The sequence below is a fragment of the Pseudomonas sp. GM41(2012) genome (assembly GCF_000282315.2).
In the GTDB taxonomy this organism is placed as follows: Bacteria; Pseudomonadota; Gammaproteobacteria; order Pseudomonadales; family Pseudomonadaceae; genus Aquipseudomonas.
Genome location: NZ_AKJN02000008.1, coordinates 140,886 through 158,843 on the forward strand (window position 1 = coordinate 140,886; position 17,958 = coordinate 158,843).

The following is a 17,958-nucleotide window of genomic DNA, read 5'->3' on the forward strand; positions in this document are numbered from 1 at the left end:
GGCAAGCCATGCTCCCACAGGATCTCCACACCTCTGTAGGAGCAAGGCTTGCCCGCGATAGCGCCCTCGGATTCACCACACATTTTCTGAACAAATCTATCGGCGGCTACGCCGCCCAGCCCGCAACAGTTCCCAAAAACCTCTAGGGCTGGAACAATGCGGGCCACTTTGTAGAGCTTTATATCCGGGGAGTTGCGGGTGCAGATTCAGGGTTTTTACGAGCTGAAGTTCGAAGCGGTGCGTGAAGCTTTCGCGGCGCTGTTCGACGATCCTCAGGAACGCGGTGCAGCGTTGTGCATCAAGATCGGCGGTGAAACCGTGGTCGACCTTTGGGCCGGCAGCGCTGACAAGGACGGCACCGAAGCCTGGCACAGCGACACCATCGCCAATCTGTTCTCCTGCACCAAGACCTTTACCGCGGTGACCGCCCTGCAACTGGTGGCCGAAGGCAAGCTGCAGCTGGATGCCCCGGTTGCCCGCTACTGGCCCGAGTTCGCCGCCGCCGGCAAAGAGTCCGTGACCCTGCGTCAATTGCTCTGCCATCAGGCCGGTCTGCCGGCGCTGCGTGAGCTATTGGCCCCGGAAGCCCTTTACGACTGGCAAACCATGGTTGACGCCCTGGCCGCCGAAGAACCGTGGTGGACGCCGGGAAATGGTCACGGTTATGCGGCTATCACCTACGGCTGGCTGGTCGGTGAGTTGCTGCGTCGTGCCGACGGTCGTGGGCCGGGTGAGTCCATCGTGGCGCGGGTCGCGAAGCCTTTGGGCCTGGATTTCCACGTCGGCCTGGCGGACCAGGAGTTCCATCGCGTGGCGCACATCGCCCGTGGCAAGGGCAATGTCGGCGATGCCGCCGCCCAGCGCTTGCTGCAAGTGACCATGCGCGAGCCGACGGCCATGACCACGAGGGCGTTCACTAACCCGCCGTCGATCATGACCAGCACCAACAAACCCGAGTGGCGACGCATGCAGCAGCCGGCCGCCAATGGCCACGGCAATGCCCGCAGCCTGGCCGGGTTCTACGCCGGTCTGCTCGATGGCAGCTTGCTGGAAAGCGAAATGCTCGAGGAACTGACGCGCGAGCACAGCCTCGGCGAGGACAAGACTTTACTGACCCGGACCCGTTTCGGCCTGGGTTGCATGCTCGATCAACCGGACGTCCCCAACGCCACCTACGGCCTCGGCCCTCGTGCGTTCGGTCATCCGGGTGCGGGCGGTTCCACCGGCTTTGCTGACCCGGAACACGATGTGGCCTTCGGCTTTGTGACAAATACCTTGGGACCGTACGTCTTGATGGATCCGCGTGCACAAAAGCTTGTGCGAGCACTGGCCACTTGTCTGTAAAACGCGCTCAGGGGTTCCAGGGCCGGAACCCCAAGGCCTTTATGGTTTCCAAGCGTCTGTTTATCCGGGTCATTCCGGCCTGATTTTTCATTACTTCATTTTGTGGATATCCAATGTCATCCAATAAAACTCTCGCTTTGGCCCTGTGCTTCGCTATCACCGGTTGCGCACAAACTCCACAAAATGACTCGGATGGCAGCAGCTGGTGGCCGTTCGGTTCTTCCGACAAAGTCGCCGCTAAAGGCCCGGCTCCAACCCCAGCCCCGGCACCTTTGAAGCCTGCCGCGACCGCTCCGGTGGCCAAGGCTGAAAGCTCCAACCCTTGGTACTGGCCATTCGGTTCCGAGGAAGTGCTCGACAAGAAGCCAGAGGTGAAAGCTGAAGCCAAGCCTGAAGCCAAACCGGTCGAGGTGGCCAAGGCCAAGGCTGAGGCCGATGCAGGTGGCAATTGGTGGTGGCCGTTCGGCGGCAAAGAGCAAAGCACTGCCAAAGCCGTGCCGATGCCTGATCCTAAAGTTACCCAGGCCTGGCTCGACGACTACGAACCGCGCCTGCGCGAAGCGATCAAGGGCAGTAACCTGACATTCGAACGCCGTGAAAACGTGCTGGTGGTGACCGCGCCGGTAGAAGGCTCGTTCAACCCTGACCGTCCGGCCATGCTGCTGCCGGTGACCCTCGGCCCGTTCACTCGCGTCGCGAAAATCCTTGAAGTCGATCCGAAAACTGCCGTGCTGGTTCTGGGCCACAGTGATACGTCGGGTGCTGCACCGGCCAACGTGAAACTGAGCCAGGAGCGTGCCCAGGCCGTGGCAGCGATTTTCCGCCTCAGCGGTCTGCAGCGTGATCGCCTGATGCTGCGCGGTATGGGTGGCGAAGCCCCGCGTGCTGCCAACGACAGCAATGAAGGCCGTGCCTTGAACCGTCGCGTCGAACTGCTGGTGACCCCGCAAAACACCATGGTCGCCTTGCTGAGCAAGTACAACATGCCGGCCCCGGCGCCAGTGAAGTTGGTCGCTGCCCAGGACGTCAAGCCAGTGGTCAAACCGGTCACTCCAGCGCCAGCCGCGAAGAAAGCCGATGTGCCTGCGGCGAAAAAAGCCCCGGCCAAGAAAGCCGCCGCCAAGAAGGCACCGGCTAAAACTGCAACGCCGGCGAAAAAGACTGCCCCGGCCAAAGCCGCTGCCGACACGAAAAAAGTCGCCGACGCCGCCGATACTGTAAAAAAGTAATTCGTTAACCAAAAGGAATGCGCCATGACCCAGGGCCTGGCTGATATGCGTCGCGACTACACCCGTGATGGCCTGACCGAGGCGCAAGCCCCGGCCGAGCCATTCGCGCTGTTCCATCAGTGGTTCGCCGACGCGGTGAAAACCGAGCAGGCGCCGGTGGAAGCCAACGCCATGACCCTGGCCACCGTCGATCAGGACGGTCGGCCGCATTGCCGCATTCTGCTGCTCAAGGGGCTGGACGAGCAGGGTTTCACCTTCTTCACCAACTACGACAGCGCCAAGGGCCAGCATCTGGCCGCGAACCCGTTCGCGGCCATGACCTTTTTCTGGCCGGCCCTTGAACGTCAGGTGCGCATCGAAGGCCGGGTGGTGAAGGTTACGCCCGAGGAGTCCGACGCCTACTTCCAGGTTCGGCCACTGGGCAGTCGTCTCGGTGCCTGGGCATCGCCCCAGAGTCGGGTGATCGCCGATCGTGCCGAGCTGGAAGCGCTGCTCAAGAACACCGAGCAACGTTTCAGCGACACGCAACCTCATTGCCCTGAGCATTGGGGTGGTTACCGTTTGTTACCGGAGCGCATCGAGTTCTGGCAAGGCCGTCCGAGCCGCCTGCACGATCGCCTCAACTACCGCTTTCAGGGCGCCGACTGGATTCTTGAACGTCTGGCACCTTAAGCCGTCTACCGATCGGAATAGCCTGCCGCAGCGGCTTCAAGCCACTGCGGCAGGTCTCGGCGCTTGATCTTCTGCGCTTGAGCGTTCGCCAGTTGTTGGAGCATGAACGCCTTTTTCTGCTCGTCTTTACCCGCCAGTGCCAACGCCAGATCGCGGTCCATCCAGCGTTTGATCCGCACGTATAGCCACCAGTGGAAATACAATCCGGCAACGGTAGTGACGACAATGATGAAGTAATCCATGACAATCCTTGGGGCAGCGGCGCAGATTCCGGAATTTGCCGCTACTGTGTGGTGAGTTCGTGGAGGTGCCTGTACCGGGCCTGAATCAAACCAATTTTATCCGGGCGAGGCCGTGACAGGCGTCAAGCTGCGGAGTTTAATGAATACCTGTCCTTTGGAGTTGATGCTATGCGTAAGTCTGTTCTGCTGGTTGCTTCCTTTTCCACGATGGCGATGTTGCTCACTGGCTGCCAATCGAGCCTGACCGGTGACTCCTATTCCCGTGACGAAGCGCGTCGCGTGCAGACCGTTCGCATGGGCACCATCGAATCCCTGCGGCCGGTCAAAATCGAAGGCACCAAAACCCCAATCGGCGGCCTTGCCGGTGCGGCGGTTGGCGGTGTTGGCGGTAGCGCTATCGGTGGCGGTCGCGGCAGCATCGTTGCTGCCGTTATCGGTGCAGTCGCCGGTGGCCTGGCAGGTTCTGCAGCTGAAGAAGGCCTGACCCGCACTCAGGGCGTGGAAATCACCGTGCGTGAAGACGACGGCAGCATGCGCGCCTACGTGCAACAGGTTCAGGAAAATGAAGTGTTCCGTGTTGGCGAGCGGGTGCGGATTGCTACTGTTGATGGGACGAGCCGCGTTTCGCACTAAGCGGGAATACGGGTAAAAGAAAACCCCGATCAGGTGACTGGTCGGGGTTTTCTTTTTGGAATGAAAGTCGAACGTTGCTATCTCTAGACGTTGCATGTCAGTTGAAATTGATATGTTGGATCATAAATTTTCTTTCCCAGTATTTCTTCCAGAGCATCCAGCTGCTCGGTCGAGAGGTTGTATCCCTCCCAGCCTTGTTGGTCCTTCGTCCATCCCATAATTGCTCTGAGTTCTTTATCGTAGCCCTTCGGTAATTCTTCTTCGAATGCGAGGCGCTCGGTTTTTTTATCAAATGCCTCTATGACGTAAATCATGGTTCTACTTTCCTAGTGTTATCCGCTGGTTTGGTCTGCTCGCCAGTACTCGGATCATATTCACCGAGATGACGGCCACGTTTGTCGTACATCTCGACAGCCCCATGCTGTGAGTCCCATTCAAAAATTTTCCCGTTTGGGTTTTTCCAGCGTTTTCTAAGGCCGCCGCCTCCTTTAACCGGGGTCTTACGAGTTGCTCTCGTAGCGTCGGGAAAAGCGGTCAGTCCCTTTGGCGCTGGATAATATTTGTGGTTAGAAACACTGACCACAATATAAACCGGCAATACTCCTGAGTTCGCGGGGAATACAAGAATGAAATCCTTGTAATCAGGCGGGTAAACCGGATTCACGATGATGCTATCCGCCGCTTTCGTCGGCGGATAAACCCAAATGTGCGGCGCTTGCGGCGCAGCCTCCAGCGCGGGAATACCGAGGATGTCGGAACCATCCACAGCCGGTGTCCAGATCAGCTCAACACCATCCCCCAGATCCGCCACCTGCTGACTGCCGCGCAAGCTGAACTGCACGACATCAACCATTTCCCAATCGCGGTTCTTGCCGGTGTAGAAACCGTATCCCTTGAGACTACCGTCAGCCTGTTGCTCGACCTGTAGACGAACACGGGTTCTGGCCTGTTTCAGGGCGCGCAACTGATCTTCGGTATAGAGCGCGCTGTCGCCCAGGTTTGGCGTCCAGAACAGCGCGACCACGCCGGCCAATACGGCGGATCCAGCAGTGCCAAGTGCAGCGGCCGGGGCGGCGAGCGCCGGGGCGTGAAGTGCCAGACGGCCAATGCCAAGCGAAACGGTGCTGCCGCTGATGGTTTCAAGATTCAGCAGCCCGGCATTGTCTGCCTCGCGAGCGCCGAGCCAGGCGACTTCTCCGTAGTCCTTGAGGCTGTCGGTAGGCACCATCCCCGAAGGATTCGAGTAATCGATGATGGCGTCCGGCAGCTTGCAGGACTTGGCAAAGACGCAGCCCGCGCGAACGGCTTCGTGCTTTTTCGCGACGACCTCACGACTCCGTTCGAAGGCGTCTTGCCTCGCGAGCATGGCGTCGTAAGCGTTTTGTCGGGCATCCCGCTCGGCCAGTTCGGTGGCCGTCATAAAGCGGTGAGTGACGTGATGACCGTCGCCTGACGGAGGGTTCTTGACCCGGGGAATGTCCTTATTGCCAGCCACTGATCTTCCTTGCGTTCGAACATCGACAGCCCCCAACAAAGGGGCAGTGCGACGTTAACGAACGAGGCTGATCGTGGCTGTAGGACGAGTCTTGAATGACTCTAAGAGTTGTCTCTGTTTATCAGGATTGCAGCGCGGCGCTCTTGCGACTCGCCGCCGCCGTGACCGCATAACCAATCAATGCTGCCAGTATCGAACCGGTCAAAATCCCCATCCGGTCCATCCCTGCGTATTCACTGACACCCGGCTCAAACGCCAGGGAGCCGACAAACAGGCTCATGGTGAAGCCGATGCCGCAGAGGATTGCCACGCCCATTACCTGGCCCCAGTTGGCGCCTTGGGGCAGGGCGGCAATGCCGATTTTCACGGCCAGCCAGGTCAGGCCGAAGACGCCGAGGGTTTTGCCCAGCAGCAGGCCGACCGCAATGCCCATCGGTACGTGGTGGGTGAAGCTTTCGACGGTCACGCCGCTCAGGGACAGGCCGGCGTTGGCGAAGGCGAACAGCGGCAGGATGCCGTAGGCCACCCATGGATGCAGGGCGTGTTCGAGGGTCAGCAGCGGCGAAGGTTCGGCGTTTTTCGTGCGCAGGGGGATGCAGAAGGCCAGGGTCACACCGGCCAGTGTCGCGTGGACGCCGCTCTTGAGCACGCAAACCCAAAGGATCAGGCCGATGATCATGTACGGCCCGAGCTTGACCACCCCGAGCCGGTTCATCGCGATCAGTGCCACGATGCACGTCGCGGCCAGAGACAGCGAAAGGGTCGAGAGCGTACCCGAGTAGAAGATCGCAATGACGATGATTGCGCCGAGGTCGTCAATAATCGCCAACGTCATCAGGAAAAGCTTCAGCGACACCGGTACCCGCTTACCCAGCAGGGCCAGTACGCCGAGGGCGAAGGCGATGTCGGTGGCCATCGGGATGGCCCAGCCACCCAAGGCTGCCGGGTCTTCACGGTTCAGAAACCAGTAGAGCAGCGCCGGAACCACCATGCCGCCAATCGCCGCCGCACCGGGCAGGACGATTTGCGACGGTTTCGACAGTTGACCGTCAAGGACTTCGCGCTTCACTTCCAGACCGATCAACAGGAAGAACAGGGCCATCAGGCCGTCGTTGATCCACAGCAGCGCCGGTTTGGCGATTTGCAACGCGCCGACCTGCGCCACGACCGGAGTGTCCAGAAAACTGCTGTAAAGCCACGACAGCGGCGAATTGTTGATGATCAACGCCAGGGCAGCAGCGGCGATCAATAACAGTCCGCTGGCAGCTTCCAACTGGAAGAAACGCGTGAAAGTGCTACGCAGAGGCAAGGTCGCTCTCCATCGATGAATTCAAAAGGTGGCACACCCTAACCCGTACCGTTAGTTGTTAAAACAAAAGTTATATTCTTTTTTGTTATATGCCGTTACAACGTGAACGATCAGCAGGGACCTGAGCCTAGCAGTTGTCGGGTGTATTGAACCTCAGCTGTACCTGTGCGGGATGTAGGTTTTTTCCTAAGCTTGTTAGCTGAGCCTTGCAACAAGGCCGACTCAACGAGAAAACCACCATGAGCGACAACCGACAGTGGGCCCGCGAAGCCATCCGGATCATCGAAGCCGACTTCCAGCGCAGCGCCGACACCCACCTGATTCCCTTGTCGCTGCCGGGTTTTCCGGGCATCGAGTTGTATTTCAAGGATGAGTCCAGTCATCCCACCGGCAGCCTGAAGCACCGCTTGGCGCGCTCGCTGTTTCTGTATGCACTGTGTAATGGCTGGCTCAAGCCCGGGGCGCCGGTGATTGAAGCGTCCAGCGGTTCGACGGCGATTTCCGAGGCGTACTTCGCCAGTTTGCTGGGCTTGCCGTTTATTGCGGTGATGCCGGCGAGCACCTCCAAAGAGAAGATCGCGCAGATCGCTTTCTACGGCGGCAAGAGTCATTTGGTCGACGATCCGACGCAGATCTACGCTGAATCCGAGCGCCTGGCCCGTGAACACGATGGGCATTTCATCGACCAGTTCACCTATGCCGAGCGCGCTACCGACTGGCGGGCGAACAACAACATCGCCGAGTCGATCTTCCAGCAAATGCGCTTCGAACTGCACCCCGAGCCGAGCTGGCTGATCTCCAGCCCCGGCACCGGCGGTACCACCGCGACGCTGGGCCGTTACGTGCGTTACCGCCAACATTGCACACGCGTGCTCTGCGCCGATGCCGAGCGCTCGGTGTTCTTCGATTACTACCAGACCGGCGACGCCAGTCTGCGCCTGGATTGCGGTTCGCGGATTGAAGGCATTGGCCGGCCTCGGGTAGAAGCGTCGTTCCTGCCCAAAGTGATCGATGCGATGGTCAAAGTGCCGGACGCGTTGTCTCTGGCGGCCATGCATTACCTGGCGCAGCGTTTGGGACGTCGGGTCGGCGGGTCGAGCGGGACCAACCTGATCGGCGCGTTGATGGCGGCCCAGCAGATGGCGGCGGCGGGGGAGTCGGGGTCAATCGTGGCGATTCTGTGTGATGGCGGCGAGCGCTATGCCACCACCTATTACGATCAGGATTGGCTCAAGGGCCAGGGGTATGAGTTGAGCGGTTTGATGGATGCCGTGGCGGCAAGTGTCGAGCGCGGCGAGCCGCTGCCGGCCACCGTGCTGCGCGCCAATATCTGAGATCTTTCAAGCACTGAAGATCCAAATGTGGGAGCGAGCCTGCTCGCGATAGCGGTAGATCAGTCAACATCTCTATTGAATGTTATGCCGCCATCGCGAGCAGGCTCGCTCCCACAGGGGATTTGTGTCAGGCCTCGAGGCCGAGGATGTCGCGGGCCACCGCTTCTGCAATCCGAATCCCGTCAACACCCGCCGACAGAATCCCGCCCGCATAACCCGCGCCTTCACCCGCCGGGAACAAGCCTTTCACGTTCAGGCTCTGCATCGACTCGTCACGGGTAATCCGCAGCGGCGACGATGTACGGGTCTCGATCCCGGTCAACACCGCGTCGTGCAGCGAGTAACCGCGAATCTGCTTCTCGAACGCCGGCAAGGCTTCGCGAATGGCTTCGATGGCGAACGCCGGCAAGGCCAACGCCAGATCACCCAAGGCAACGCCCGGTTTGTAGGACGGTTCTACGCTGCCCAACTCGGTGGACGGCTTGCCGGCAATGAAGTCGCCGACCAGTTGCGCCGGCGCTTCGTAGTTGCTGCCGCCCAGCACAAAGGCGTGGGATTCCAGGCGTTCCTGCAACTCGATACCCGCCAGCGGGCCGCCCGGATAATCGACTTCCGGGGTGATCCCTACGACGATCCCTGAGTTGGCGTTGCGCTCGTTACGCGAGTACTGGCTCATGCCGTTGGTGACCACGCGGCCCGGCTCGGACGTCGCCGCCACTACGGTGCCGCCAGGGCACATGCAGAAGCTGTAGACCGAACGTCCGTTGCTGGCGTGGTGCACCAGTTTGTAGTCGGCGGCCCCGAGTTTCGGGTGGCCGGCGTACTTGCCCAGACGCGCGCGGTCGATCAGCGATTGCGGGTGTTCGATGCGGAAACCCACTGAAAACGGCTTGGCTTCCATGAACACGCCACGGCCATGCAGCATGCGGAAGGTGTCCCGAGCGCTGTGGCCGAGGGCCAGAATCACGTGTTTCGAATGGATCTGCTCGCCGCCATTGAGCTCGACGCCGACCAGTTGGCCGTCCTCGATCAACACATCGGTCACCCGCTGCTGGAAGCGCACTTCGCCACCCAGCGCACGAATCTGCTCACGCATGTTTTCCACAACACCGGTCAGACGGAACGTACCGATGTGCGGTTTGCTGACGTAGAGAATTTCTTCCGGCGCACCTGCTTTGACGAACTCGTGCAGGACTTTGCGACCGATGAATTTCGGGTCCTTGATCTGGCTGTAAAGCTTGCCGTCAGAGAACGTCCCCGCGCCACCTTCGCCGAATTGCACGTTGGATTCCGGGTTAAGCACGCTTTTACGCCACAGACCCCAAGTGTCCTTGGTGCGCTGACGCACTTCGGTGCCGCGCTCGAGGATGATCGGCTTGAAGCCCATTTGCGCCAGCAGCAGCCCGGCGAAAATCCCGCACGGACCGAAGCCCACGACGACGGGACGTTGCTCAAGATCAGCCGGCGCCTGGCCGACCGCTTTGTAGCTGACATCCGGCGCCACGTTGACGTTACGGTCATCGGCGAACGTGTGCAGCACCGTCGCCTCATCGCGAACGTTGAGGTCGATGGTGTAGATGAAGCACAGTTCGGAGGACTTTTTGCGCGCATCGTAGCTGCGCTTGAACAAGGTGAAATCGAGCAGGTCATCACTGGTGATGCCCAGGCGCTGCACGATGGCAGGGCGCAGGTCTTCTTCGGGATGGTCGATCGGCAGCTTGAGTTCGGTGATTCGTAACATGACAGGATCCGGTTCGCGGGGCGCACAACTGCGCCAAGGCGTTTGAAGCCCGCGATTATAAGCCTCAAAGAATGATTCCCGTGAGGCTAAAACGATCAGTCGTTACGCGATCCGCCGAAATACCCGCAGCCACGCTGAACCTGGCCGTCGATGCGCAGTTCGGCGCTCATGTGCTGGACGCTGCCGGTGCTGCTGTCGACGCAACGTTGCGGCGCGACCCACAGTTCGATGTGCTGGTTATTGGCTTCGGTGCTGAGGTTGAAGCGACCATCGCCCAGTTGCTCTTCAACGTAAGGCACGGCCAATGGCGGCTGACCGGCGCGCTCGATGACCATGCCTTTGCCGCTGACTTTCACGTTCCACTCAGGCCCATGGCCGGCGGCGCGCAGTATCAGCACTTTGAAATTCGGATCGTTGCACGCGATGCCCGAGCGCTCGACGCGGTACAGCTGCGCAAGATCGAGGCGGCTGTCGACGACCCGCCCGCGTACGTCAGCAAAAAGCTTGCCTTGGTCATCGGCCAGGGTCGCAGCCTCTTGCAGGAGGCTAGTGCCGCCGGTGTCGTTGACCACATAACTGCGCTGTTCATTGCACGGCTGGAACAACAGCTTGCCGTCGGCCGCCGTCAACTGGCCCTGCATGCGGGTCTGGCCCACGTGGGAGGCACTTTCACGCGGGCCATCGAGCAACTGGCAGGCGGCAAACAGCGGAAGCAGGGCAACAAGGACTAAGGAACGGGCAACACGCATCTTTGAGTCTCCAGACAAGTGCCGCCACGTTACTCAGCCTGACCGTTCATCACAACCCCACTACTTTTGAATTCGATTCGCCCATCACTTGTAGGAGCACGGCTTGCCGGCGATGGCGTCTTCGATATCGCCATCGCCGGCAAGCCGTACTCCTACAGGTTGCGGCGGTTTAGCCCACGTGAAAGGTCTGACCTGTTTGCAGGCCCTCGACGCTTTTGGCGTAGGCCAATGCTACATCCGCTGCCGGAACCGGTTTGTAGCCGCGGAAGTACGGCGCGTACTTGCCCATGGCTTCGACCAGTACGTTCGGGCTCACCGAATTGACGCGCAGGCCGCGAGGCAGTTCGATCGCTGCGGCGCGAACGAAGCTGTCCAGAGCGCCATTGACCAGCGCTGCCGAGGCGCCGCTGCGGATCGGGTCGTGGCTGAGCACGCCTGTGGTGAAGGTGAACGAGGCGCCGTCGTTGGCGTACTCGCGGCCGATCAGCAGCAGATTGACCTGGCCCATCAACTTGTCTTTCAGGCCCAGCGCGAAGCTTTCTTCGGTCATTTCTCCGAGGGGGGCGAAGGTCACGTTGCCGGCGGCGCAGACCAGTGCATCGAACTTGCCGGTTTGCTCGAACAGCTTGCGAATCGATGCGCTGTCGCTGATATCCACATGGAAATCACCGCTGTTGCGACCGATGCGGATGATCTCGTGACGCTCGGACAGCTCCTTGTCGACCGCTGAACCGATGGTGCCGCCTGCGCCTATCAAAAGAATTTTCATGCTGCTGTTCCTTGAGTGGTTGAAAGTGGCTTCAGTCTAGAGTGGTTTTTTTCATCGATAAGCGTGCTAATAGGCAACCTTTGGTTTTCAAATGGAAACAATCCATGAGCGAAATGGATGATCTGGCGGCGTTCGCGATATTGATTGAAGCAGGCAGTTTCACACTGGCGGCGCAGCAGCTGGGGTGCAGCAAGGGGCAGTTATCCAAGCGCATCAGCCAACTGGAATCGCGGTTTTCAGTGGTGCTGCTGCAACGCACCACCCGCCGTTTGAGCCTGACCGCTGCGGGTGCGGCGCTGTTGCCGCAAGCCCAGGCGCTTGTAGTCCAAGTCGAGAGGGCGCGTCAGGCATTGGCGCGGCTGAAGGACGACATGGCCGGGCCGGTGCGTATGACGGTTCCGGTATCGCTGGGGGAAACCTTCTTCGATGGCTTGTTGCTGGAGTTCTCTGGCAAATATCCCGAGGTGCAGATCGAGCTGGACCTGAGCAACAACTACCGTGATTTGTCCCGCGACGGGTTTGATCTCGCGGTTCGCTCCGAGGTGGGCAATGACGAGCGCCTGGTGGCCCGACCGCTATTAGCCTGGCACGAAATGACCTGCGCCAGCCCGGCTTACCTTGAACAGTACGGCGAACCATTGACCCCGCAGGCCCTCGCTGAACATCGCTGTCTGCTCAACAGTCACTACAGCGGTCGCGAAGAGTGGCTCTATCACCAGCAACACGAATTGTTGCGGGTGCGCGTGTCGGGACCGTTCGCCAGCAACCATTACAGCCTGCTGAAAAAAGCGGCACTGGCCGGCGCCGGCATTGCGCGGTTGCCGTCCTACCTGCTGCAAGCGGAATTGGCTGACGGCCGTTTGCGCTGGCTCCTGCGGGACTATCAGACCCGCCGCATGCCGATGTACCTGGTGCACCCCTATCAGGGTGGATTGCCGAAGCGCACACAGGTGTTGGCGGACTATTTGATTGGCTGGTTCAAGCGCAGCGGTGAAGCGCTGGATCGGCTCCAGCACACCACAGGGTGATCTTTGTGGTCAGGAATCCTGTGGGTCGATTTGATCCAGCGCTCGATTCACAGCCAGTTCGCCACACCGATGGGCAGTGGCAGGGAAACGATAGAGGCCAGGCCCAAGGCGCACAAGCCGGCGGATTGGCGTAGTTGTAGGCAAAGACGCAAGGTGATGTAGCTTGCAGGAAGTAACACGGACACTGATTAAACACACTCTCCAAAACACCAAAAATCCTCTGTAGGAGCTGCCGCAGGCTGCGATCTTTTGATCTTGATCTTCGGTGGTTCTGGTGAAAATCAAGATCAAAAGATCGCAGCCTGCGGCAGCTCCTACAGAGGGTTTTTTTAGCGTTGATGAGTTTGTGGCGGGCACAAAAAAACGGCCCGAAGGCCGTTTTTTGTTTACCGCAAAGACTCAACCACCCAGGTACGCTTCACGCACTTTCGGGTCAGTCAGCAGCGCTTCCCCGGTGCCTGTCATCACCACCCGGCCGTTCTCCAGAACGTACGCACGGTCGGCAATTTTCAGCGCCTGGTTGGCGTTCTGCTCCACCAAAAACACCGTCACGCCATCCTTGCGCAGCTGTTCGATGATGTCGAAGATCTGCTGGATGATGATCGGTGCCAGGCCCAACGATGGTTCGTCGAGCAGCAACAACTTGGGTTTGCTCATCAGCGCACGGCCGATGGCGAGCATTTGTTGTTCGCCGCCGGACATGGTGCCGCCGCGTTGGGCGAAGCGTTCTTTCAGGCGTGGGAAAAGTCCGAGGACCTTGTCCATCTGTTCCTGATAATCGCCCTTGTCGGTGAAGAACCCACCCATGGCGAGGTTTTCTTCCACGGTCAGACGGGCAAACACCCGACGACCTTCCGGCACGACGGCGATGCTCTTGCGCATGATCTGCGAGGAACTCTGACCGACCAACTCCTCACCCATGTAGCGGATGCTGCCGCTGTGGGCTTGCGGTGAACCGCAGAGCGTCATCAGCAGGGTCGACTTGCCGGCACCGTTGGCGCCGATCAGGGTCACGATCTCGCCCTGGCGGACTTCGACGTTGACGCTGTGCAGGGCCTGGATCTTGCCGTAGAAGGTGGAAACGTTTTCGAATTGCAGCATTTACGCTTCCCCCAGGTAGGCTTTGATCACTTCGGGATTGTCGCGGATCTGTTCCGGCGTGCCGTCGGCCAGAGGTGTGCCCTGGTTGATCACGACGATGTGGTCGGAAATGCTCATGACCAGTTTCATGTCGTGTTCGATCAGCAGCACGGTGACATTGTGCTCTTCACGCAACATGCTGATCAGCGCCTTCAGGTCTTCGGTTTCCTTCGGGTTCAGGCCGGCGGCCGGTTCGTCGAGCATGAGGATCCGCGGACGGGTCATCATGCAGCGAGCGATTTCCAGACGACGTTGCTGACCGTAGGCCAGGGTGCCGGCCGGACGGTTGGCGAATGCCTTGAGGTTGACCTTGTCCAGCCAGAACTCGGCGAACTCCATGGCCTCGCGCTCGCTCTTGCGGAACGACGGGGTCTTGAACAGACCGGCCAGGAAGTTAGTGTTCAGGTGACGGTGCTGGGCGATCAAGAGGTTCTCGACCGCCGTCATGTCCTTGAACAACCGCACGTTCTGGAAGGTGCGCACCACGCCTTTGAGAGCGATCTTGTGGCCGGGCAGGCCCTGGATCGGCTCGCCGTCCAGCAGGATGCTGCCGCCACTCGGCTGATAGAAGCCGGTCAGGCAGTTGAACACGGTGGTCTTGCCGGCGCCGTTGGGGCCGATCAGTGCCACGACCTGTTTTTCCTTCACGCTCAGGGCTACGCCATTGACCGCCAGCAAGCCGCCGAAGCGCATGCTCAGATTTTCGACTTTAAGGATCTCGCGGCTCATTTGCGCAGCTCCATGTGAGGACGTTGCATGGGCAGCAGTCCTTGAGGACGCCAGATCATCATCAGCACCATCAAGGCGCCGAACATCAACATGCGGTATTCACTGAACTCACGCATCATTTCCGGCAACAGGATCATCACCGTGGCGGCGAGTACGACGCCCAGTTGCGAGCCCATGCCACCCAGCACCACGATGGCGAGGATGGTCGCCGACTCGATGAAGGTGAACGACTCTGGTGTCACCAGGCCCTGACGCGCGGCGAAGAAGCTGCCGGCGAAACCGGCGAAGCACGCACCGAGGGTGAAGGCCGAGAGCTTGATGACCGTAGGATTGAGACCCAGCGCACGGCAGGCGATTTCGTCTTCACGCAGCGCTTCCCAGGCACGGCCCAGTGGCATGCGCAGCAAGCGGTTGATCACGAACAGGGCAAACAGCGCCAGCAACAGCGCAACGAGGTAAAGGAAGATCACCTTGTTGATCGAGTTGTATTCCAGGCCGAAGTACTCGTGGAAGGTCTGCAGGCCTTCAGCGGCTTTACGTTCGAAGGTCAGGCCGAAGAACGTCGGTTTCTCGATGTTACTGATGCCGTTCGGACCCCCCGTGAGGCCGGTCAGGTTACGCAGGAACAGACGGATGATTTCACCGAACCCCAGGGTCACGATCGCCAGATAGTCACCGCGCAGACGCAGCACCGGGAAACCGAGCAGGAAGCCGAAGGTGGCCGCCATCATCCCGGCGATCGGCAGGCAGATCCAGAAACTCAGGCCGTAGTAGTGCGACAGCAGCGCATAGCTGTAGGCGCCGACGGCATAGAAGCCGACGTAACCGAGGTCGAGCAGACCGGCCAGACCGACCACGATGTTCAGGCCCAGGCCGAGCATCACGTAGATCAGCACCAGCGTGGCGATATCCACCGCACCGCGGGAGCCGAAGAACGGCCAGACCAGCGCACCGATGATCAACGCGATGATGATCCAGCGCTGAGTGGTCGGCAGGGTCAGGAATGTACTGGCCTTGGCCGGCATCACCGGCAGGTTTGGCGAGGATTTCCAGGCCGAGCTGATCTGCTGATCGAACAACACCCGCAGGAACATCAGCACCGAGCACACGGCGATGGTGATCAGTGTTGCGTTGCTGGTGCCATGAACTTCGAGGTTGATGCCGACAATGGTCAGTTTCAGACCGAGTACCGGGTAGGCAACGGCCCACACCAGCAAGGCGCTGAACAACGCCTGTTTAAGATTCCTAGTCATACTTTTTCAACCTCCGGACGGCCCAACAGGCCGGTTGGCCGGAACAACAACACCAGAACCAATAAGCCGAACGCCACGACGTCCTTGTACTGGTCGCCGAAGATATCGGCACCAAAGGCTTCCGCCACCCCCAGCACGATCCCGCCGAGCATGGCTCCGGGGATGCTGCCGATACCGCCCAGTACCGCTGCGGTGAAGGCTTTGAGGCCGACCAGGAAACCGGCGTTCGGGTTGATCACGCCGTATTGCATGCTCAGCAACACAGCCGCGATGGCTGCCAGTGCGGCACCGATGACAAAGGTCAGGGCGATGATGTTGTTGGTGTTGATACCCAAGAGGTTGGCCATCTTGATGTCTTCGGCACAGGCGCGGCAGGCGCGACCCAGGCGAGAGCGGGAGATGAACAACGTCAGGCCGAGCATGGCGACAAAGGTCACCACGAACACCACGATTTGCATGTAGGAAATCAGCACTTCATGTGCGCCACCTGGCCCGATGGAGAAGTTACCGGGGATCAGGTTGGGGATGGATTTGTCCTTGGAGTCTTGCGCCAGCAGAACCGTGTTCTGCAGGAAGATCGACATGCCGATGGCGGAAATCAGCGGGATCAGACGGTTGCTGCCGCGCAAAGGGCGGTAGGCGATCCGTTCGATGCTGTAACCGTAGGCACTGGTCACGACAATGGTCGCGAGAAAAGCGGCGGTCATCAACAGCGGAACACTGTCGAGTCCCATCATGGACAGGCCCGCAATGGCGATGAACGCCACGTAGGAACCAATCATGTACACCTCGCCGTGGGCGAAGTTGATCATTCCAATAATGCCGTAAACCATCGTATAGCCGATGGCGATCAGGGCATACGTGCTGCCAATGGTCAGACCATTAACCAGCTGTTGGAAGAAGTGATAGATGTCAGGCATTACAGCGCTCCTAAAAACCTGATACGCATTTCACTGGTGGAGTCATTTTCCCGCTCGAGCCCCGTGGATCTGCATCCACTTCGAACGCGAGGTTTGCCAGCGAACCGCTGATGACGGTTTTGAGATTTTCAGGTGGGGAGACTGGCGGATCACGCCAGCGCGGCCCAATACGTTCGTAAAACAAAGCCCACGGCACGCCGTGGGCTTTATTGGCAGTCAGTCAGGCAACGCCTTACTGAGGCTTGGCTTCAGTTTTAGGTTTGCCGAAGTGCCACTCGTAAACCACAAATTTGAAGTCTTTCAGGTCGCCCTTGGCGTCGAAGCTCAGGTCGCCAGTCGGGGTTTTGAAGGAACCTGCGTGGATGGCTTCAGCCACTTTGGCAGCGTCTTCGCTCTTGGCAGCCTTGATACCGTCGGCAATCACGGTCACAGCCGAGTAGGCCGGGAACACGAACGGACCGCTCGGGTCTTCTTTCTTGGCTTTGAACGCGTCAGCCAGGGCGACGTTGGCCGGATCCTGGTCGAAGGATTTCGGCAGGGTTACCAGCAGACCTTCGGAAGCGTCTTTGGCGATCTGCGAAATGGAGTCGTTACCCACGCCTTCCGGACCCATGAACTTGGCTTTCAGGCCTTTTTCCTGGGCTTGACGCAGGATCAGGCCCAGCTCCGGGTGGTAGCCGCCGTAGTAGACGAAGTCGACGTTGGCTTGCTTGAGCTTGGAGATCATCGAAGAGAAGTCTTTGTCGCCGGCGTTGATGCCTTCGAACACGGCAACCTTGACGTTTTTGCCTTCCAGGGTTTTCTTCACGGCGGTGGCGATGCCTTCACCGTATTGCTGTTTGTCGTGCAGAACAGCAACGATTTTCGGTTTTACGAAGTCGGCAATGTAGTTACCGGCGGCAGGGCCCTGGGCACTGTCCAGACCGATAGTACGGAAGATCATTTTGTAACCGCGATTGGTGATGTCCGGGCTGGTGGCAGCCGGGGTGATCATGATCACGCCTTCGTCTTCGTAAATGTCCGAAGCCGGTTGAGTGGAGCTGGAGCACAGGTGACCGACCACGAACTTGACGCCGTCGTTGACGACTTTGTTCGCGACCGCTACCGCTTGTTTTGGATCACAGGCGTCATCGTATTCAACGGCTTCGAGTTTCTTGCCGTCTACGCCGCCTTTGGCGTTGATCTGTTCGATGGCCATTTTGGCGCCACTGAACTGCATGTCGCCGTATTGGGCTACAGGGCCGGTTTTAGGGCCGGCGATGCCGATCTTGATGGTGTCAGCTGCGAACGAATGGCTGGCAACCCCGGCCAGAACCATAGCGGCAAACAGTTTGGAAATCTGCTTAGTAGCCTTAGTCATAGTGCTCCACT

The 17,958-nt window shown here is 59.5% G+C and carries 18 protein-coding genes; 6 read left to right on the forward strand and 12 right to left on the reverse strand.

Going from position 1 to position 17,958, the window contains the following annotated elements; translation table 11 throughout:
- The first annotated feature begins 198 nt into the window (after nucleotides 1–198).
- The 3 genes from PMI27_RS07605 to pdxH all read left to right on the forward strand — a co-directional run bounded on the left by PMI27_RS07605 (nucleotide 199) and on the right by pdxH (nucleotide 3,245).
- On the forward strand, nucleotides 199–1,344 hold the full coding sequence (locus tag PMI27_RS07605) for an EstA family serine hydrolase (protein ID WP_008153899.1): 1,146 nt from the start codon (nucleotides 199–201) through the stop codon (nucleotides 1,342–1,344).
- Between the two features lie 113 nt (nucleotides 1,345–1,457).
- Nucleotides 1,458–2,573 (forward strand): OmpA family protein, encoded by a 1,116-nt coding sequence (locus PMI27_RS07600; RefSeq protein ID WP_008153898.1) that lies wholly within the window; start codon nucleotides 1,458–1,460, stop codon nucleotides 2,571–2,573.
- Nucleotides 2,574–2,597: 24 nt separating this feature from the next.
- Entirely contained in the window at nucleotides 2,598–3,245 is a 648-nt protein-coding gene (pdxH, locus tag PMI27_RS07595) for a pyridoxamine 5'-phosphate oxidase (RefSeq protein WP_008153897.1), read from the forward strand.
- A 5-nt stretch (nucleotides 3,246–3,250) separates the two neighbouring features.
- Here pdxH and PMI27_RS07590 read toward each other — a convergent pair whose 3' ends face one another.
- A complete protein-coding gene (locus PMI27_RS07590) occupies nucleotides 3,251–3,487 on the reverse strand; it encodes a hypothetical protein (RefSeq protein ID WP_024164589.1) in 237 nt (78 codons plus the stop codon).
- Between the two features lie 168 nt (nucleotides 3,488–3,655).
- Between PMI27_RS07590 and PMI27_RS07585 the strand changes: the two genes are divergently transcribed.
- Nucleotides 3,656–4,120, forward strand: a complete 465-nt coding sequence (locus tag PMI27_RS07585) for a glycine zipper 2TM domain-containing protein (RefSeq protein WP_008147278.1) — start codon at nucleotides 3,656–3,658, stop codon at nucleotides 4,118–4,120.
- Between the two features lie 83 nt (nucleotides 4,121–4,203).
- Here the strand turns inward: PMI27_RS07585 and PMI27_RS07580 are convergent, their stop codons facing one another.
- The 3 genes from PMI27_RS07580 to nhaA all read right to left on the reverse strand — a co-directional run bounded on the left by PMI27_RS07580 (nucleotide 4,204) and on the right by nhaA (nucleotide 6,924).
- Complete coding sequence (locus PMI27_RS07580) at nucleotides 4,204–4,434, reverse strand: DUF7683 domain-containing protein (protein ID WP_008147280.1); 231 nt, start codon at nucleotides 4,432–4,434, stop codon at nucleotides 4,204–4,206.
- Complete coding sequence (locus tag PMI27_RS07575) at nucleotides 4,431–5,615, reverse strand: colicin E3/pyocin S6 family cytotoxin (protein WP_008147282.1); 1,185 nt, start codon at nucleotides 5,613–5,615, stop codon at nucleotides 4,431–4,433. The genes PMI27_RS07580 and PMI27_RS07575 overlap by 4 nt, the downstream gene beginning before the upstream one ends.
- Before the next feature lie 121 nt (nucleotides 5,616–5,736).
- Nucleotides 5,737–6,924: a Na+/H+ antiporter NhaA gene (gene nhaA, locus PMI27_RS07570; protein WP_008147284.1), complete on the reverse strand. Its 1,188-nt coding sequence runs from the start codon at nucleotides 6,922–6,924 to the stop codon at nucleotides 5,737–5,739.
- 239 nt (nucleotides 6,925–7,163) lie between these two features.
- Between nhaA and PMI27_RS07565 the strand changes: the two genes are divergently transcribed.
- Complete coding sequence (locus PMI27_RS07565) at nucleotides 7,164–8,258, forward strand: PLP-dependent cysteine synthase family protein (protein ID WP_008147286.1); 1,095 nt, start codon at nucleotides 7,164–7,166, stop codon at nucleotides 8,256–8,258.
- A 127-nt stretch (nucleotides 8,259–8,385) separates the two neighbouring features.
- On the opposite strand, the gene PMI27_RS07560 is transcribed toward PMI27_RS07565, so the two are convergent.
- The 3 genes from PMI27_RS07560 to PMI27_RS07550 all read right to left on the reverse strand — a co-directional run bounded on the left by PMI27_RS07560 (nucleotide 8,386) and on the right by PMI27_RS07550 (nucleotide 11,517).
- Nucleotides 8,386–9,999: an NAD(P)/FAD-dependent oxidoreductase gene (locus PMI27_RS07560; protein WP_008147288.1), complete on the reverse strand. Its 1,614-nt coding sequence runs from the start codon at nucleotides 9,997–9,999 to the stop codon at nucleotides 8,386–8,388.
- 95 nt (nucleotides 10,000–10,094) lie between these two features.
- A complete protein-coding gene (locus tag PMI27_RS07555) occupies nucleotides 10,095–10,748 on the reverse strand; it encodes a COG3650 family protein (protein WP_008147289.1) in 654 nt (217 codons plus the stop codon).
- 169 nt (nucleotides 10,749–10,917) lie between these two features.
- The gene (locus PMI27_RS07550) at nucleotides 10,918–11,517 is read right to left on the reverse strand and encodes a short chain dehydrogenase (RefSeq protein ID WP_008147290.1); all 600 of its coding nucleotides are present in this window, start codon (nucleotides 11,515–11,517) and stop codon (nucleotides 10,918–10,920) included.
- A 104-nt stretch (nucleotides 11,518–11,621) separates the two neighbouring features.
- Here PMI27_RS07550 and PMI27_RS07545 point away from each other — a divergent pair, with 104 nt between their 5' ends.
- Nucleotides 11,622–12,545 carry a LysR family transcriptional regulator gene (locus tag PMI27_RS07545; RefSeq protein WP_008147291.1) on the forward strand — a complete coding sequence of 308 codons (924 nt, stop codon included), beginning with the start codon at nucleotides 11,622–11,624 and terminating at the stop codon, nucleotides 12,543–12,545.
- 399 nt (nucleotides 12,546–12,944) lie between these two features.
- Here the strand turns inward: PMI27_RS07545 and PMI27_RS07540 are convergent, their stop codons facing one another.
- The 5 genes from PMI27_RS07540 to PMI27_RS07520 form a co-directional block, all read right to left on the reverse strand.
- On the reverse strand, nucleotides 12,945–13,646 hold the full coding sequence (locus PMI27_RS07540) for an ABC transporter ATP-binding protein (protein ID WP_008147292.1): 702 nt from the start codon (nucleotides 13,644–13,646) through the stop codon (nucleotides 12,945–12,947).
- Nucleotides 13,647–14,414 carry a high-affinity branched-chain amino acid ABC transporter ATP-binding protein LivG gene (gene livG / locus PMI27_RS07535; RefSeq protein ID WP_008147293.1) on the reverse strand — a complete coding sequence of 256 codons (768 nt, stop codon included), beginning with the start codon at nucleotides 14,412–14,414 and terminating at the stop codon, nucleotides 13,647–13,649.
- Nucleotides 14,411–15,667, reverse strand: a complete 1,257-nt coding sequence (locus tag PMI27_RS07530; protein ID WP_008147294.1) for a high-affinity branched-chain amino acid ABC transporter permease LivM — start codon at nucleotides 15,665–15,667, stop codon at nucleotides 14,411–14,413. The genes livG and PMI27_RS07530 overlap by 4 nt, the downstream gene beginning before the upstream one ends.
- Entirely contained in the window at nucleotides 15,664–16,587 is a 924-nt protein-coding gene (gene livH, locus PMI27_RS07525; RefSeq protein WP_008147295.1) for a high-affinity branched-chain amino acid ABC transporter permease LivH, read from the reverse strand. Before livH ends, PMI27_RS07530 begins: the two co-directional genes overlap by 4 nt.
- 232 nt (nucleotides 16,588–16,819) lie before the next feature.
- Nucleotides 16,820–17,947, reverse strand: coding sequence for a branched-chain amino acid ABC transporter substrate-binding protein (locus tag PMI27_RS07520; RefSeq protein WP_008147297.1), 1,128 nt, complete (start codon nucleotides 17,945–17,947; stop codon nucleotides 16,820–16,822).
- Nucleotides 17,948–17,958 lie beyond the last annotated feature (11 nt).

Bases quoted from the DNA above. Each gene is read 5' to 3' on its own strand.
- PMI27_RS07530 (WP_008147294.1), bottom strand. From the start codon at position 15,667: ATGACTAGGAATCTTAAACAGGCGTTGTTCAGCGCCTTGCTGGTGTGG.
- PMI27_RS07520 (WP_008147297.1), bottom strand. From the start codon at position 17,947: ATGACTAAGGCTACTAAGCAGATTTCCAAACTGTTTGCCGCTATGGTT.
- pdxH (WP_008153897.1), top strand. From the start codon at position 2,598: ATGACCCAGGGCCTGGCTGATATGCGTCGCGACTACACCCGTGATGGC.
- PMI27_RS07560 (WP_008147288.1), bottom strand. From the start codon at position 9,999: ATGTTACGAATCACCGAACTCAAGCTGCCGATCGACCATCCCGAAGAA.
- PMI27_RS07600 (WP_008153898.1), top strand. From the start codon at position 1,458: ATGTCATCCAATAAAACTCTCGCTTTGGCCCTGTGCTTCGCTATCACC.
- PMI27_RS07545 (WP_008147291.1), top strand. From the start codon at position 11,622: ATGAGCGAAATGGATGATCTGGCGGCGTTCGCGATATTGATTGAAGCA.
- PMI27_RS07590 (WP_024164589.1), bottom strand. From the start codon at position 3,487: ATGGATTACTTCATCATTGTCGTCACTACCGTTGCCGGATTGTATTTC.
- livH (WP_008147295.1), bottom strand. From the start codon at position 16,587: ATGCCTGACATCTATCACTTCTTCCAACAGCTGGTTAATGGTCTGACC.
- PMI27_RS07540 (WP_008147292.1), bottom strand. From the start codon at position 13,646: ATGCTGCAATTCGAAAACGTTTCCACCTTCTACGGCAAGATCCAGGCC.
- PMI27_RS07555 (WP_008147289.1), bottom strand. From the start codon at position 10,748: ATGCGTGTTGCCCGTTCCTTAGTCCTTGTTGCCCTGCTTCCGCTGTTT.
- PMI27_RS07585 (WP_008147278.1), top strand. From the start codon at position 3,656: ATGCGTAAGTCTGTTCTGCTGGTTGCTTCCTTTTCCACGATGGCGATG.
- PMI27_RS07565 (WP_008147286.1), top strand. From the start codon at position 7,164: ATGAGCGACAACCGACAGTGGGCCCGCGAAGCCATCCGGATCATCGAA.
- PMI27_RS07580 (WP_008147280.1), bottom strand. From the start codon at position 4,434: ATGATTTACGTCATAGAGGCATTTGATAAAAAAACCGAGCGCCTCGCA.
- livG (WP_008147293.1), bottom strand. From the start codon at position 14,414: ATGAGCCGCGAGATCCTTAAAGTCGAAAATCTGAGCATGCGCTTCGGC.
- PMI27_RS07550 (WP_008147290.1), bottom strand. From the start codon at position 11,517: ATGAAAATTCTTTTGATAGGCGCAGGCGGCACCATCGGTTCAGCGGTC.